Consider the following 14,007-nt stretch of genomic DNA (forward strand, 5'->3'; position numbering starts at 1 on the left):
GCCGCGACAGTGACATAGCCCAGCCTGGGTTCACTTCACCCCGAAGCTGTTTTTCGGAAAACGACCTTTGATCGTCCCTACCGGACTACCGCCGCTGAGGATGATGTAGACGCCCGGCTGGACCGGTTTGATTACGACCTTGGTGCGTTTGTCGCACACGTCGTCCCATCCTTCGACGACGAGTTGGGGCGAGATCACGCCGACCACCACCTGATTGGGATCGTGGATCGCGAAGCCCCCTCGGTCGACGGTGATCTCACCAAGAAGCGCATCGTAGTTCTTCTTCGGATCCTTGAAAGTGGCCGACCTGACGATGGCCGTCTCGTAGTCGGGCTTCTTCAGGATATCGAGTTGGATGTCGCCAAACAGGATGTCGGCCACCTGACACGAAGCGGCGTGCGTGGGTTCGGCCAATGCGAGCATCACGACGGACGCGACGGCGATCGATTTCATCGAGACCCCTTGTCGTCGGGCGGACGGTCGAAAATCACCGTGTGCCGGTCATCTCCGACCGTCGCTGCTCAGGCACCGTGGTGCAAGGTGGCATCGAACAACGCGAGCATTGCTGTCCAGCCTCGCTCGGCTTCGTCGTGATCGTGGACCGGGAAGTCCGGCATCATCCAGCCGTGCGCGGCGGGATAGGTCTCCGCCTTGAAACGCACATTTGCCTCGGACAGGGCCGCCTCCAGCCGTTCGGCCATCTCAGGAGGGTAGCTTCCATCTTTCTCAGCCGCCGCGATGTAGATCTCTGCTTTCAGCTTCGGCGCGAGGCGGTGGGGGCTCGTGGGCTCGTCCGTCGCGAGATTGCCTCCGTGAAAGCTGGCGACGGCTGCGAACCGATCCGGGTAGGTGCCAGCTGCCGTGAGGGCCATACCTCCGCCCATGCAGAAGCCGACCGCCCCGACCGAAGAGCCGGCCACATCGTGACGTGTCTCGAGATAGGCGAGCAGCGCTTCGGTATCCCTTGCCGCCTTCACATTGTCGGTCGTCGCCATCAGCGGACCGAGGATCGCGCGGAAGTCGCCCTTGAACACCTCTGCAGGAACGAAGGGTTCGTAGGGGCCGTAGCGATAGAAGAGATCCGGCAAGAGGACGACATAGCCGCCCTTGGTGAGCCGCTCGGCCATGTCGACGAGTGCGGGCCGGATACCGCCAGCATCCATGTACAGGATCACAGCCGGCCACGACCCTTCGCCGTCCGGCGTAGCGACGCGCGTTCTGCACACTCCATCCCCGGTTTGGATCGCGACGTTCTCGACGGCCATCGTATGCTCCTCGACCAAGCGCTCATGCGGTCTAACCCGCAATGCCGATCGCCCTGCGTATCTAGGGCCGGACGCCTCCTATCGTCCCCACCCCGTCTTGATCTCTTCCGCGACCTCGTCGACGAACAGGCGTATCTCGGTGGGTACGAGCCGCCCCGACGGTATGATTACACAAATGCCGCTGTCCTCCCGGCCGCCCCAGCCCGGTAGGACTTCCGCTAGTTTGCCATCGCGTCGCGCATGACCTGCCAGCCAGTCGGCCGTGAAGGTGATGCCGGCAACTTTGATGGCTGCGACCAGCAGGATCATCAATTGGTCGACCACCATGATGCACCACGGTCGGAACGTGTAGCGTCTGCAATCTTTCATCAAAGGCTAGTCGGGCTAAGCTAAAAGCCTGGGCTGTTGGTTGCTAACGCCGAAAGGCGGAAGGAAGCGGTCTGACGCGCGTTTATGCGTAATACCGAAGACCGGAGAAGCGCGATGCGATCCCGCCGTCGATCATCGAAGAAGACCGCATCGTTGCTGACGATGGGCACCGAACTGGCCATGCTCGGCGTCGAGGCGCAGATGGTCATCGGCCAGCGGATGGCGATGTTCATGCTCGGCGGACCCAAGGCGCGCAAAGAAGCGCAGCTGATGGTGACCGAGAAGGTCAAGGCCGCCGGCGAGGCTGCGCTGACGATCGCCATGGGCGGGACGCCGCGCAAGGTCGTGCGCAGCTACCGGAGGAAAGTGCAGGCCAACCATCGGCGGCTCGGCAAGGGCTGAGATCTCGCACAAGATCGATTTATCGATATCGATTATCGATCAGATCTGTTTGAATGATGGTGCGGTGCGGCGCATCTTCCCTTCACAAACCGGGGCGTACCCCGGCAGACAAGGGACGATCACCATGACCATTCGCGCTTTCACCTTCGCCGCTCTCGCCGTCGTGTCCGCCGTCAGTTCGGCCTCAGCCGGCGACCGGATCGATTTCACGCCGCCGCTCTACCGCGAGCAGGCACGTCCGACTGCCTCCGTCCGAGCAGCGTCCGAAATCACGACGACGCCCAGCCTCGTGCGCGCCGCTCCTGAGGCTCCGCGCCGCCTCGTCGAAGCGACGGCTCGCTAAAGCGTGAGCGAACGGACGATCGTAGCAGCACGTTGGGTGCCGAAATCTCATCTCGGAGAGACATCATGCGTGCTCTGACGATCGCTTCTGTTCTTGCCCTTACCGCGGTCGCCGGCCTCGGCCAGGCGGAAGCCAAAGGCTGCATCAAGGGTGCCGTGGTCGGCGGTCTGGCCGGTCATATGGTTGGCCACGGTGTTGCCGGTGCGGCCGCCGGCTGTGCCATCGGCCATCATCGCGCCAACCGCGACACAACCACCAACGCGGTGCCGACCTCGACGGGTTCGGCCACCACGACCACGACGACCTCGCGCTCGTACTGATTGCGATCAGACGGCTCGCGGACTGGAAGGGGCCTCGGCTTATCGCCGGGGCCTTTTCGTTTGGGCGATCTCACCGACCTATCGTCAGAATTGTCGGTTGTGTCCCACCACTCCGCAGAGTGGGTACGACGACCGGGCCAGCGAGCTTCGCTGGACAGTGGCGTCTGACAATAGGTCCGATAGGGACAAAAGCCGGGTTGTTGCGCCTCGCTCGCTTCATTTCAACAGCGGGCTATTTCCGCCTGAACCCGACGACCACGTCGTTTTCGACGACCACGCGGTTCTTGAAACGGTTTTTTCCGGTCTGATTGTACTTCCAGGTCTCGGTCGTCCGGGTCTTGTAGACCTCACGATCACGATCGACCGGTCTTCCCCACGAGTCGGTCAGCATCTCTGCGGTCATGCCCTGCCACATCTCAGCGGCCATGATCCGGTCGACGATCGAGGCGTCGCCGTACTTCGCCATCAAGCGGTCGTAGCGGCGCTTCCTGGCTCGGCGCTTGGCCGCCTCGCGCAAGACGAAGACACCGATCACCAGCGCAACGAACCCGCCGAGGGCAGATCCTCCGCCGCGTGATGGATCCGTCGAAGTCGGTTGCGGCTCCGAGTGTGCCGCCGGCGTACTCATCGCCGGCGCAGTCGTGGGTGCTGGTGCGGGCGCAGCGTTCGCCTGGCGGGTCCGCTGCCACATCGCGTCGACTTCGCGTTTCTCGCGCTCTTCAGCTTCGCGCTTAGCCTGCTCGGCGGTCAGATCGAACGGCTTCTGAGCCGGCTGGGCGACCTGTAAGCCGGGGTTCGGTTGTTGTGCGGCCGCAGCGCGTTCGGCGGCTTCCGAGGCGCGTCGCGCGAGTTCGGGACCGATCCGCTTTTGGATGGCCCGCACGAGGTCCTGGAGGTAGGGCCCTTGGAAGAAGGCCTCGCCGTATCCGGGATAGTAGACCTGATCGTACGCCGCGATCATCGCGTCGACTTCGTCGGCGCATCGGCGCATGGGCTGAGCGAGAGCGGCCCGGAACTGGCCGGGTCTCGTCGCGCCCTCGATCCCGGGCTCGTTTAAAGTCTCACGTGCGATGCAGTCGGTCGCCTCCCTGACCGAAGGCAAGACAAACCGCCTGCGCCGCGGATCGTCCTGAACACCTTGTGCGATCGCTGCCTCGAAGCTGCTTAGCAGAACCAGAGCCGTGACGATCGCGACGCGCATTCTCGCCTCACGCCACCGCGGCCTGGCGGGCGAGTTCGCTCGCCCGCTCGAACCGAGCCCGCGCGGAGGCTTCGATGCGTGACAGCCCGAGACGCTGGCCGATCATCCTGGCGCGCTCGGCTTCTGAGGCGTTGGACGGCAGGGTCATCGCAATGCCGACGAGTTCCGGCATCGGCGTGTCGGTGTGATTGCGGATGGCTGCGCTGGCTGGCCGGTGAGGATAGCTCTCGCGGGGCTCTTCGCCACGGGGCCAGAGGACAAGCCGTCCATCATCCTCGGTTCGGGCGACCGAGGCATCGATCCGGTCGGCGATCGCCTCCCGGACGAGTGGTCCGACCCGCTGGATGTCGTGCGCCCGAGCGATGCGCTTGATGAGCAACTCCTCGTAGATCGGCCCTTCCACGGCGAGGACGTGGTCGATCATGGCGCTGAGCGCCTGCCGGTAGGAGGCATCGTAGAAGCGACCGGGTTCGACCGAGCGGCCGAGATCGTTCAGATCCGCGATCTTGTAGTCCCGCGCGCCGCCTTCGATGGCCGGCCTCGGATCTCGCGGCAGCACCGGCACGACCTGATCGGCGTAGAGACGCTGCGTAATGGCGTCGGTGACGGGCTCCGGGTCGTTTGCCGGCTCGTTCGGCACCGTGTCGACGGGTGGGGTGATTTCGGGCTCCACCGTCGGCTCGTCATGCTCCTGCTCGACCGCCTCGGGTTCGACAGCTACGTCGCAAGGCGCTTCTGCTGCGGCGGCGGCGGCCTTGGCGCGATCGGCTTCGAGGTCTTCGTTCAGGCGCTGATCGAGCTTGGCGAGCGCGCCCTCGGCGTCCATCCACCACTCGGTGCTCCACACGCGGCGGATGCGCCAGCCCAGGTCGGTCAGTACGTGCTCGCGCAGGCGATCGCGGTCCCGGGCCGTGGCTGAGCTGTGGTAGGTCGCGCCATCGCACTCGACGCCGGCGAGGTAGCGCCCGGGGGCGTCGGGGTGGACGATGCCGAGATCGATCCGGAAGCCGGACACGCCGATCTGCGTGTGGACGGTCCAGCCCCTCGCTTCGAGGCCCGCCATCACAGCGGCCTCAAAGGGAGATTCGACATCGCCCCCGGTCGGAGCAAAGGCCTCGGCCAGCGCCCGCGCGCCGCGTTCGGCGAATTCGAGGAAGTGCTTGAAGTCGCGGACGCCCCGCGCCCGCGTGCGGCCGAGATCGATCTGCTCCGGCCTCATCGAGGCGAACACGACGAGCTCGCGGCGGGCGCGGGTGATCGCGACGTTCAGACGGCGGTGGCCGCCATCCTTGTTGAGCGACGACACCGTGCTGACCGGACGCCCGGTCTGATCCGGCCCGACCGCGACCGAGAAGATGATGGCGTCGCGCTCGTCGCCCTGGACGTTCTCGAGGTTCTTCACGAACACGGGCTCGTGCCAGCGGTCTCTGTCGAAGAACGGCTCCAGTTCGGGATGGGACCGCCGCTGCTCGTCGAGCAGGTTCTCGATGAGGCGCTGCTGCTCGCCGTTGAAGGTGACGACGCCGAGCGAGCGTCGCTCTTCTGCAAAGCTCGGGTCGCGCAGGCGACGCACGATGTCGGCGACGACAGCGCGGGCCTCAGGCCGGTTCACGCGGCCCGACCCACGCTCGTAGACACCATCCGGCACGAGAGTGAGCCGGACAGCCCGATCGTCGGTGACCGGCGACGGGAAGGTGACGAGCCGGCCGCCGTAGTACCGGCTGTTCGAGAACGCGATCAGGCTCTCGTGGCGGCTGCGGTAATGCCAGTCGAGGTTTCGCCGGGGGATGTTGGCGGCGAGGCACTCGTCGAGAATGGACTCCTGGTCGGTGACGTCGCTGCCGTCCTCGATGTCGTCGACGCCACGGTCGCCGACGTTGGTCGGCGGCAACTGCTCAGGATCGCCCACGATGACGACCTGCTTCGCGCGGGCCAGCGCGCCAATGGCGTCCCACGGGGAGATCTGGGAGGCCTCGTCGAAGATAACGACGTCGAACGGTTCCTTGTCGGGCGGCAGGTACTGCGCGATCGAGAGCGGGCTCATCATCACACAGGGGGTGAGCTTGGTCAGCGCCGTCGGCATTTTGCCGAACAGCTTCCGCAACGGCATGTGCGCCGTCTTCTTCGTCAGTTCGTGCGAGAGCGTGCCCCATTCCGGGTCGGCCCCGAAGGCGGTCGCCCCCGGGATGCCGCCGCCGAGGCGCGAGCGGACTACCTGCTTCGAGAGTTCGGTGACGCGGGCATCGGCGGCGCGGAAGCGCTGGATGGCGTCCTCGTGGCGCGCGGGCAGGAAGCGCCTGAGCACCGGGTCATCGCTGACGACGCGGTCGATCCACCAGCGCGCATAGGCGGTCTCGAAGGCGATCTCCGCGCGGTCTGAGGCGACGCGGCCGTCTTCCAGGGCGTCGATCAGCGGTGCGAGGCCGGTCTTGAGAGCGCTCTGCGCAGCCGCTTGCCACGCACACCACCCCTGGGCGCGGCTCAGACCCGAACTCAAGCGTCGCGCGATCGTGCAGCTTCGCTCGATCCAATCGGCCTCGGCGGCGAGCGGCTCTTCCGGATCGGGGCGGCCGGCCAGGACGCCGAGCGCCTTCATCGCTTCGTTTGCCCGGGCCCGGTCCTGCGCGAAGGTGGCGTAGCTCTGCGCGATGCGCCCGCCGTCGGCCAGCGCACGGCCCTGGCGCTCGACGAGGTTCACGAGGTGATCGCGCAATCCGTCGATCCCGAGGGACAGCGGCCCCAGGATGTCGAGCAGTTGCTCGACTTTCTCCGCCCAGGTGATCGCCGAGGCGAACTCGGAGGCCGGGCAATCCGGATTGCTCCACGGCAACCCGAGCCGGGCGAGGATCAACTCTTCCAGGCAGCCGGCTTTGACGTGCTTGGCAACCTCGATCAGCCCTGTGAGATCCGGCCCGAGATCGGGGGGCAGCGGTCCCTCGGCGTAGGGCTGGACTTGCGTCGCCACGCGTCTGAGTTTGCCGCCCTTCACCAGGAAGTTCGACCCCTGCGCGGCGACCCACTCGGCCAACAGCGCGCTCAGATTCTGATCGAGGATGCCCGGACCGTACCGGCCGGTGAGCCGGCCCAGCAGCTGGGCCTTCGTCGTCTGGAAGCGCTCGCGCGCGGCGACGGCCCGTCGCAGATCCCCGGCCCCGTCTGCGAGGAAGGCGGCTCCGCAGCGCGCCTCCGAGCGCACGAGGTAGTTGCCGAGCACCACCAGCCCGCGCGTGCCGGCATAGGTCGCGAGCAGGGACGGCAGGCCGATCGCTTCGGCGAATGCCTGTCCGCTGACCCGGAGTGCGTTGAGCGTCTGCTCGACTGCCCGGATCGCGGCTCCCATGTCGTCGCGCCAGACCGGAGACCACTGGGTGGCCTCGACGCCCTGAAGCGGGTGATCCACCAGCGAACCGACCGAGGCCAGCACGGGGCGAAGCCCGCGGCAGGCCGCCCGCAGGTTGGCGAGCGTCGTCTCGTTGTGAGCGAGGTGATCCGGCCAGGTCAGGACCAGCGGAGGCTCGCCACCCCCGGCCGCGATGACACGCCCGAAGGCCTCATAGGCGGAGAGCCCGTTCTCGCGTCGCCGGTGCAGGGCGTTGACGAGGCCGTTCAGTTCCTCGCGCAGGCTCGCGAGTTCGCTTGTGGCTGCGTCCCAGGTGCCCTGCGACGGCGTCGAGCGCTCGTGCCAGGCCCGGCGCAGTTGGCCGAGGACGGCCGACTTCTGCGCCTTCGTCGAATGGACCTCAAGGCAGTAGTCGCCGAGGCCGATCTCCTGCAGGCGGCGCTGCACGACCTCCAGGGCGGCGGTCTTCTGCGAGACGAACAGCACGGTGCGCCCCTGTGCGAGGCACTGGGCGATCATGTTGCCGATCGTCTGGCTCTTGCCGGTCCCGGGCGGCCCGAACAGCACGAAATCCTTGCCGCCGGCGGCTGCGAGTACCGCCGAGAGCTGCGAGGAGTCTGCCGACAGCGGCGCGAACACGGTCTCGGGAGGATGCTCCCGGTCGAGGCGGGTCGGCTCGGGAAACGGCGTGCCGTCACCGTAGGAGTGCTTCGGCGTGTCGATGAGATGGCGAACGACGGGGTTGCGCTTCAGCACCTCCGCCCGGTCGACCAAGTCCTTCCACATCAGATACTTCGTGAAGGAGAAGGCCGAGAGCACGACGTCGGGCACGACTTCCCAACCGCGCAATTCCTTCACGTGCTGACGCACGATCCGGAAGATGCCGTCGACGTCGTACCCGGACCCATCCCGCGGCAGGTCCCCCTCCAACTCCGGCATTCGGAGCTTGAAGTCCTCGCGCAGCATCTCGAGCAGGGTCGGATTGATCCGCACCTCGTCGTCGTGGAGGGCGAGCTTGAAGCCGGCGCGCACGCTCGACCGCTTCAGGGTGACGGGGACGAGCAGAAGCGGGGCCCGATAGGCGGCCTCACCCTCCTTCTTCGTCCATGACAGAAAGCCCACGGCGAGAAACAGGATGTTGGCCCCGCCCTCCTCGAAGCCGTTGCGGGCGAGCCGGTAGAGATCGAGCAGGCGACGATCGAGATCGCTCTCGGTCGAGGTCGTGTAGATCTCCTTCCGGGCGAGTGCGGCCTCCAGATAGCTGCGGCGGCCATCGTCGTGGTGGCGGCGGGCGTAGAGGTCCGCGCTGCGCTCGTCGGATCCGGTCAGCACGTCCGAGAGCGGCTTCAGGCGATACTCGGTGCCCGCCGCGAGGCCGTCTTCCAGCGCGCCAGGCGAGGCGCATTCGAGGCTGACGGACCCCTTGCCCGGCTTGAAGTTCAGCAGCTTGTTCCGGAGCGTCAGGTCGAGAAGCTTGCGCTTCCAGCGTTCCACGCGACCGACCGGCGTCTCGGGGGCCTCGTCGACCGGTGCTTGTGTCTCCTCGTCGAAGGGCGGCGGCGCGCCGATCGTCTGATTGATCGGCTGGGTCGGCGCAGGCGCGATGCCGGTCGGCTTTCCGTCGCCGAGATCCATCGGACGGATGCCCCGCCGACGGCAGCGCCGGACATCGATGGCGATTTCCAGCGTCGCGGGGGCCTCGTCCTCGACTTGAACGCTGCCCTGAGTGGTAGCGACCTTGAACGTCGCCGGCGGATCCGGCGTGAGCAAGGTCGTCTCGACGAAGACGAGATCCTGGAGGTCGCGCCGCTTGCGGAGCAACTGCATGTCGTCGACGGTCGCGCTGGCGAAGTCGTCGTCCTGCAGCCAGACGCCGACGAAGGCGTGTCCCACGGTGAGGACGAGCACAGGGTTCAGCCCGGCCTGCTCGAGGCAGGCGGCGTAGAGCAGCGAGAGATCGAGGCAGGTGCCGACCTTGCGCTCCAGCACGTCGCTCGGCCCACGCACCTTCTGGCCGGCCCGCTCGAAGCTCGCGGGTGGCAGGACATAGGCGATCCGCCGGTCCGCGATCGCCGCCCAGATCGCCTCTGCCAACTCCCAGGCGCGGGACTTCTTGGCGGTCGTATAGCCGTTGAGACCCGTCTCACGCCCAGCCTCGCCGAGCTTGGTCGCGGCATCGCGCAGGACGACGTCGACGGCGGGGTCGTTGGGGCGGACGAAGGCCGCGAGGAGTTCGGGCGCGCTTCGGCCGCCGCCCCAGTGTGAGGGCGGCAGGACCCGAAGCTCCTCGAGATGGCGGGCTCTCTCGCCGGCGGCATCTTCGACGATGACCGACAGTTCGAGACGGCTCGCCTCGGTGAAGCCGGCGAGCAGGGCCGCATCGAGCCGCGCGTCGGGCAATTCAATGTGGTGGTTCGATCCCGCTGGGATGCGGTCGATGCGCAGCGTGAGCGGCTGGACGACAGCGGGTCGGCTCTCGATCCGCACGCGGACCTCGGACAACTCCTGCTCGGAGGTGTTCTCGACCACCACCTCGCGGATCACCGGAACCGCATTCTCGTGGTAGGCGAGACTGACGTGCTCCGTGACCGAGCACGTGATTTGGATACCGTCCTGCACGGCTTCCCCCTTGTCCTTAGCTGGACTGTATGAGGACAGCCTCAAGTAGCGCAAGGTCGGCGGCCCGCGGGCGACCTAACATAAATCAAGTACCTTGGTTTTCCGCCGAGGCGAATGTTGCGGTGACTCGGTCTGCTCGCGGGCTTCGTCGCTCGGCGTCCCAGTCAAAGCGAGGCTCTTTTCAAGAAGTGTTTGTCGACCGCGATCGCAACGCGGTCGAGCAAGTTGCCGAGTGCGCCTCTGACCAAGGTTTGCGGCTCACAGACCTATCGTCAGAATTGTCGGGTTTGTCGGACCAGGGCTCGACCAACGCGAAGGGGTTGATCGTGGTGAGCTTCTGATCTGGTTGCGTGCAACCTGGGAGCGTCCGACAATAGGGTCAATAGCGACAGAAGACCGTCGTGCGTCGTACCTCCACTCCTTTGTCGGAATCTGCGATGTGGAGCTGGCGCGCTCACGCGATCACGTGTGACCGCGCTCTTCGTCATCGGTGTCAGTCATAGGGATATCGACGACATCGCCGCGAAGATGCGACGCCTGCACTTCAGCGATGCGACGAGCGGCTTGAACGAAGCGTGGTCGCGCCGTCCGAATGTCGGCGTGCTCCCGCGCATCGTCTGTGGCGCGCTTGATGCCAAGGAGTTCTGGATCTCCCCAGATCTCGAGAAGGCGCTGGAAGGCGTCGTGACGCTCCCGGACGAAGGGGATGCGCTGCCCGAGTGCGTCCTTGTATGGGTGGGCCGGATGCAGAGCGCCACAGGGCACGAAGCCGTCGGGAATGGGCGTCGTTGCCGCGTGGGTTCGACTGGCACGCAGGAGCTTTGGCAGCACGTGGGTGTGCGGGCCTTCGGGGCTCGTCTCGGAGGGGCCTGGGATCGCCGAGAACACCTCGACACGGCCGATACGCGTGAGGAACACGCGGTGCGGACTTAAGGTCACCAGACGAGGTCCGACCGGATTGCCTAGTTCGAACAGCGGGCGTCCGAGGCCACTTCTGAGGCAGGCGATCGTGTCGGGGTCGGACGTGCGCACACAGGCATCGACCGCGAGCAGGCCCAAGCCGAGATCGAACAGGATCCCCGCCCGGTCCTCGGCGCGCAGAGCCTCGTCATCCTGTCCGAGTTCGGTGATGACGGTCCGGCCGGACATGGCGCAGGCGTCTTCGGGAAGGCACAAGGCGACGGCGTGGTTCCAGCCTGAACTGACCGCGGTCTCATAGGCGATGGGGCGTAGACCTGGGATCGGCTTGAGGGCGAGACCGCCGCGACGCGTGACGAGGCCGAGCCGCCCATCGGTGATATCGGCGAAGCCCTCGTCCGGATCGCGCATGAACTCGGCGATCGCGCCGAAGCTGCCCATGCTCCAGGCTGTCTCAGGATCCTCGAGGGCGGTGCGCAGCAGCGCTGCGACGGCGTCAGGCTGTGGCATCATTACTTGCGGTCCTCGTGGAGTGACGCGGCCATTGTGGTCCGCTGCCAGGGGATGAGATAGGCTTCGCCAGCGGCGGTGCCGCGGACGGCCTCAATGCCAAAGGCGTCCCTCAGCACGCCGTCCGTCAGCGCTGTGGCGGGGGGGCCGTCCGCGATGATGCGGCCCTCGTCGAGCATCACCACACGGTCGCAGTAGCGCGCCGCCAGCGTCAGGTCGTGAAGCACGGCGACGACGCCCGTGCCTGCTCGGGCCAGCCTTCGCAGCAGCGCCATGGTGTCGAGGCTATGGCCGGGGTCGAGCGCAGTGACGGGCTCGTCGGCGAGCAGAAACTCGGCCTCGACGGCGAGCGCTCGTGCGAGCAGGACGCGCATCCGCTCGCCGGAGGAGAGCACGCTATCCGGTCGACCGCGTAGATGCAGCGTGTCCGTGGCCTGCATCGCCCGATCGATGGCTTGATGATCGGCCGCCCGCAACCCGCCGAAGGGCAACCGATGTGGCAGGCGGCCGAGTGCCACGATCTCCTCGGCCGGCATAGGCCAGCCCGCGGCCGCAGCCTGGAAGAGGCAGGCGATCCGCCGCGCCCGCGTCTCGGCCGGGATCGCCGAGATGTCTCGCGCGTCGCAAAGCACCTGACCGGCGTCACAGTCTATCAGACCGGCGAGCGTTCGCAGCAGGGTCGTCTTGCCGGCACCGTTCGGCCCGACCAAGCCGACCATCTCGCCCGACGTCACGGCGATGGACACCCGGTCGAGGACCGTCCGTCGCCCGAACCGAATGGTGACCTCTTCTACGACGATCCGCATCAGACGACGCTCCGGTTGCGCCACAGGATCGCGACCAGGAAGGGCGCACCGATCAACGCGGTGAGCACGCCGAGCTTCAGTTCGGGGCGCGTCGGCAGCAGGCGCACCGCGATGTCGGCCGCCAGGATAAGGGCAGCGCCAGCCAGCGCGCTGGGCAGCAGGATCGCCCCGGGTCGAGATCCGATGAGTGGTCGAACGAGATGGGGTACGACGAGACCGACGAACCCGATCGCGCCGCTCACGGCGACCCCGCTTCCAACGGCCAGCGCGGCCCCGGCGACGATCCGCAGCCGCACGGAGGCGAGATTGAAGCCGAGACTGGCGGCGGTTTCCTCGCCGAGCGTCAGAGCGTCGAGGGCACGGGCGGAGGACAGCATCAGCGCCCAACCCACCGCCATCAGCGGCAGGCATAGATAGACGTGGTCCATGCCGCGGTCGGCAAGGGAGCCCATCAGCCAGAACACGATCTCCAGGGCCGCGTACGGATTCGGTGACAGGTTGAGCGCGAGCGCGGTCAGCGCCCCGGCGAGGCTTGAGAGGCCGACGCCGGCGAGGATCAGCCCGAGGGAGCCGCGCCCGCCGGCCGCGAGGAGCAGCAGAAGCAGCGCGGCGACGGCGGCTCCGGCGATGCCGCCGAGGGGGAGCGCGAGGCTGAGCATGCCGCCGAGGCCGCTATAGAAGGTGAGAACCGCGCCGAGGGCCGCTGCGGACGAGATGCCGAGCACGCCGGGATCGGCGAGCGGATTGCGCAGATAGCCCTGCAGCACAGCCCCCGTCAGGCCCAGGCTCGTGCCGACGAGCGCGCCGAGGAGCGCCCGGGGAACTCGCAACTCCCAGAGAACGAGGGCGGGCAGCGTGGTGCGACCTGCCACCAGATCACGGGCGGCCGCCATCACGTCGAACGCGGCGTACCCAATGGTGATCGAGGCGGCGAGCAGCGCGACGACGGTCAAGGCGAGCGCGGCGATGATCCCGCCGCGGCGCAGGTTACGCCGGCCTTCGTAGGATCCGGCGCTGTATCGGATGAGAGGCGCGTTCATCGCGCGACCCTCACGCGAGCGGCCTGGCTTAGACGGGCGACGACGTCGGCGATCTGCGGCCCCGGGCACGTCCAAAGCCGGTTCGGGATCGAGACCGTGCGGCCCTGTCGCGCGAGAGCGGCGAGGACAGGGTGGCGCAGGAGGGCATCGGCGAGCGAGGGCGATCCGGGTTGGGCGGCATCGAGGACGATCAGGTCGGCATCCGCGAGCGCCGCGGCTTCAAGCGGCACCTGCCCCAGACGGTCTTGGCCGATCTCGGCGGCGACGTTCACGAGACCGGCCGCCTGCAGGATCGCGTTTCCCAGGCTGCCGGGCGCGACCGTAAAGGCGTTAGGGCGCATGACGAGTGTCCTGAGATGCGTCGGGCTCGACGGCATCGCCGCGGATAAGCGAGCATCGAAATCGGCGACCATCGCGTCGCCTCGGTCAGGTTGCCCCAGCGCGCTCGCGACCGTACGGATCTGCGCGCGGACGCCGTCGAAGTCGGTCGGTACGCCGAGTTCGAGGACCGGAAAGCCGACGCGTCGCAGCATCCCGACCGTCGTGCGGGTCGTGAACGCCCCGGCGATCACGAGGTCGGGCTTCAGGGCGACGATCTCCTCGGACAGTCCGCGCGTCCACGGGATCGAACTCGCCTCCGCGGCGACCGTCGAGCCGCGGGGATCTCGCGCGAGATAGGTGACCGCCGCGATTTGATCGCGGTCGGCCAGCCGCAGCACCAGTTCGTCCGCGCAGAGGTTCAACGAGACGACGCGCTGCGGATGGGCCGGTGGATCGCGTGCGGGCCACGACAGCCTCTCCGCCGCAGCAGGGGCTGCGGAGAGGAGCGAAGCCAGCACGGTGACAACGGCGCGGATGCGGCTCGGCATAGCGC

12 protein-coding genes are annotated in these 14,007 nt (G+C 67.2%); 3 read left to right on the top strand and 9 right to left on the bottom strand.

Features of this window, described 5'->3' with window-relative positions; genetic code table 11:
• Positions 1 to 30: 30 nt before the first annotated feature.
• From J4O73_RS01245 to J4O73_RS01255, 3 genes are all read right to left on the bottom strand, one after another.
• Positions 31 to 453 (bottom strand): hypothetical protein, encoded by a 423-nt coding sequence (locus J4O73_RS01245; RefSeq protein WP_426214100.1) that lies wholly within the window; start codon positions 451 to 453, stop codon positions 31 to 33.
• Between the two features lie 68 nt (positions 454 to 521).
• On the bottom strand, positions 522 to 1,265 hold the full coding sequence (locus J4O73_RS01250; RefSeq protein ID WP_426214101.1) for a dienelactone hydrolase family protein: 744 nt from the start codon (positions 1,263 to 1,265) through the stop codon (positions 522 to 524).
• A gap of 78 nt (positions 1,266 to 1,343) precedes the next feature.
• Positions 1,344 to 1,592, bottom strand: a complete 249-nt coding sequence (locus J4O73_RS01255; protein WP_426214102.1) for a hypothetical protein — start codon at positions 1,590 to 1,592, stop codon at positions 1,344 to 1,346.
• A gap of 156 nt (positions 1,593 to 1,748) precedes the next feature.
• Between J4O73_RS01255 and J4O73_RS01260 the strand changes: the two genes are divergently transcribed.
• From J4O73_RS01260 to J4O73_RS01270, 3 genes are all read left to right on the top strand, one after another.
• Complete coding sequence (locus J4O73_RS01260; protein WP_426214103.1) at positions 1,749 to 2,036, top strand: hypothetical protein; 288 nt, start codon at positions 1,749 to 1,751, stop codon at positions 2,034 to 2,036.
• 124 nt (positions 2,037 to 2,160) lie between these two features.
• Positions 2,161 to 2,379 (top strand): hypothetical protein, encoded by a 219-nt coding sequence (locus J4O73_RS01265; RefSeq protein WP_426214104.1) that lies wholly within the window; start codon positions 2,161 to 2,163, stop codon positions 2,377 to 2,379.
• A 65-nt stretch (positions 2,380 to 2,444) separates the two neighbouring features.
• Positions 2,445 to 2,699, top strand: coding sequence for a hypothetical protein (locus J4O73_RS01270; RefSeq protein WP_426214105.1), 255 nt, complete (start codon positions 2,445 to 2,447; stop codon positions 2,697 to 2,699).
• 232 nt (positions 2,700 to 2,931) lie between these two features.
• Here J4O73_RS01270 and J4O73_RS01275 read toward each other — a convergent pair whose 3' ends face one another.
• From J4O73_RS01275 to J4O73_RS01300, 6 genes are all read right to left on the bottom strand, one after another.
• Entirely contained in the window at positions 2,932 to 3,900 is a 969-nt protein-coding gene (locus J4O73_RS01275; protein ID WP_426214106.1) for a hypothetical protein, read from the bottom strand.
• A gap of 7 nt (positions 3,901 to 3,907) precedes the next feature.
• The gene (locus J4O73_RS01280) at positions 3,908 to 9,859 is read right to left on the bottom strand and encodes a DUF3320 domain-containing protein (protein ID WP_426214107.1); all 5,952 of its coding nucleotides are present in this window, start codon (positions 9,857 to 9,859) and stop codon (positions 3,908 to 3,910) included.
• Positions 9,860 to 10,321: 462 nt separating this feature from the next.
• Positions 10,322 to 11,290, bottom strand: coding sequence for a DUF6925 family protein (locus J4O73_RS01285; RefSeq protein ID WP_426214108.1), 969 nt, complete (start codon positions 11,288 to 11,290; stop codon positions 10,322 to 10,324).
• Complete coding sequence (locus J4O73_RS01290) at positions 11,290 to 12,093, bottom strand: ABC transporter ATP-binding protein (protein WP_426214109.1); 804 nt, start codon at positions 12,091 to 12,093, stop codon at positions 11,290 to 11,292. Before J4O73_RS01290 ends, J4O73_RS01285 begins: the two co-directional genes overlap by 1 nt.
• Positions 12,093 to 13,133: a FecCD family ABC transporter permease gene (locus J4O73_RS01295; RefSeq protein ID WP_426214110.1), complete on the bottom strand. Its 1,041-nt coding sequence runs from the start codon at positions 13,131 to 13,133 to the stop codon at positions 12,093 to 12,095. The genes J4O73_RS01290 and J4O73_RS01295 overlap by 1 nt, the downstream gene beginning before the upstream one ends.
• Complete coding sequence (locus J4O73_RS01300) at positions 13,130 to 14,002, bottom strand: ABC transporter substrate-binding protein (RefSeq protein WP_426214111.1); 873 nt, start codon at positions 14,000 to 14,002, stop codon at positions 13,130 to 13,132. Before J4O73_RS01300 ends, J4O73_RS01295 begins: the two co-directional genes overlap by 4 nt.
• Positions 14,003 to 14,007: the final 5 nt, after the last annotated feature.

This window comes from Methylobacterium sp. NFXW15, assembly GCF_049887755.1.
Taxonomy (GTDB): Bacteria; Pseudomonadota; Alphaproteobacteria; order Rhizobiales; family Beijerinckiaceae; genus Methylobacterium.

Excerpts from the sequence above, each read along its gene's own strand:
- J4O73_RS01295 (WP_426214110.1), bottom strand. The coding sequence starts at position 13,133 with ATGAACGCGCCTCTCATCCGATACAGCGCCGGATCCTACGAAGGCCGG.
- J4O73_RS01290 (WP_426214109.1), bottom strand. The coding sequence starts at position 12,093 with ATGCGGATCGTCGTAGAAGAGGTCACCATTCGGTTCGGGCGACGGACG.
- J4O73_RS01255 (WP_426214102.1), bottom strand. The coding sequence starts at position 1,592 with ATGGTGGTCGACCAATTGATGATCCTGCTGGTCGCAGCCATCAAAGTT.
- J4O73_RS01245 (WP_426214100.1), bottom strand. The coding sequence starts at position 453 with ATGAAATCGATCGCCGTCGCGTCCGTCGTGATGCTCGCATTGGCCGAA.
- J4O73_RS01270 (WP_426214105.1), top strand. The coding sequence starts at position 2,445 with ATGCGTGCTCTGACGATCGCTTCTGTTCTTGCCCTTACCGCGGTCGCC.
- J4O73_RS01250 (WP_426214101.1), bottom strand. The coding sequence starts at position 1,265 with ATGGCCGTCGAGAACGTCGCGATCCAAACCGGGGATGGAGTGTGCAGA.
- J4O73_RS01300 (WP_426214111.1), bottom strand. The coding sequence starts at position 14,002 with ATGCCGAGCCGCATCCGCGCCGTTGTCACCGTGCTGGCTTCGCTCCTC.
- J4O73_RS01265 (WP_426214104.1), top strand. The coding sequence starts at position 2,161 with ATGACCATTCGCGCTTTCACCTTCGCCGCTCTCGCCGTCGTGTCCGCC.
- J4O73_RS01260 (WP_426214103.1), top strand. The coding sequence starts at position 1,749 with ATGCGATCCCGCCGTCGATCATCGAAGAAGACCGCATCGTTGCTGACG.
- J4O73_RS01275 (WP_426214106.1), bottom strand. The coding sequence starts at position 3,900 with ATGCGCGTCGCGATCGTCACGGCTCTGGTTCTGCTAAGCAGCTTCGAG.
- J4O73_RS01285 (WP_426214108.1), bottom strand. The coding sequence starts at position 11,290 with ATGATGCCACAGCCTGACGCCGTCGCAGCGCTGCTGCGCACCGCCCTC.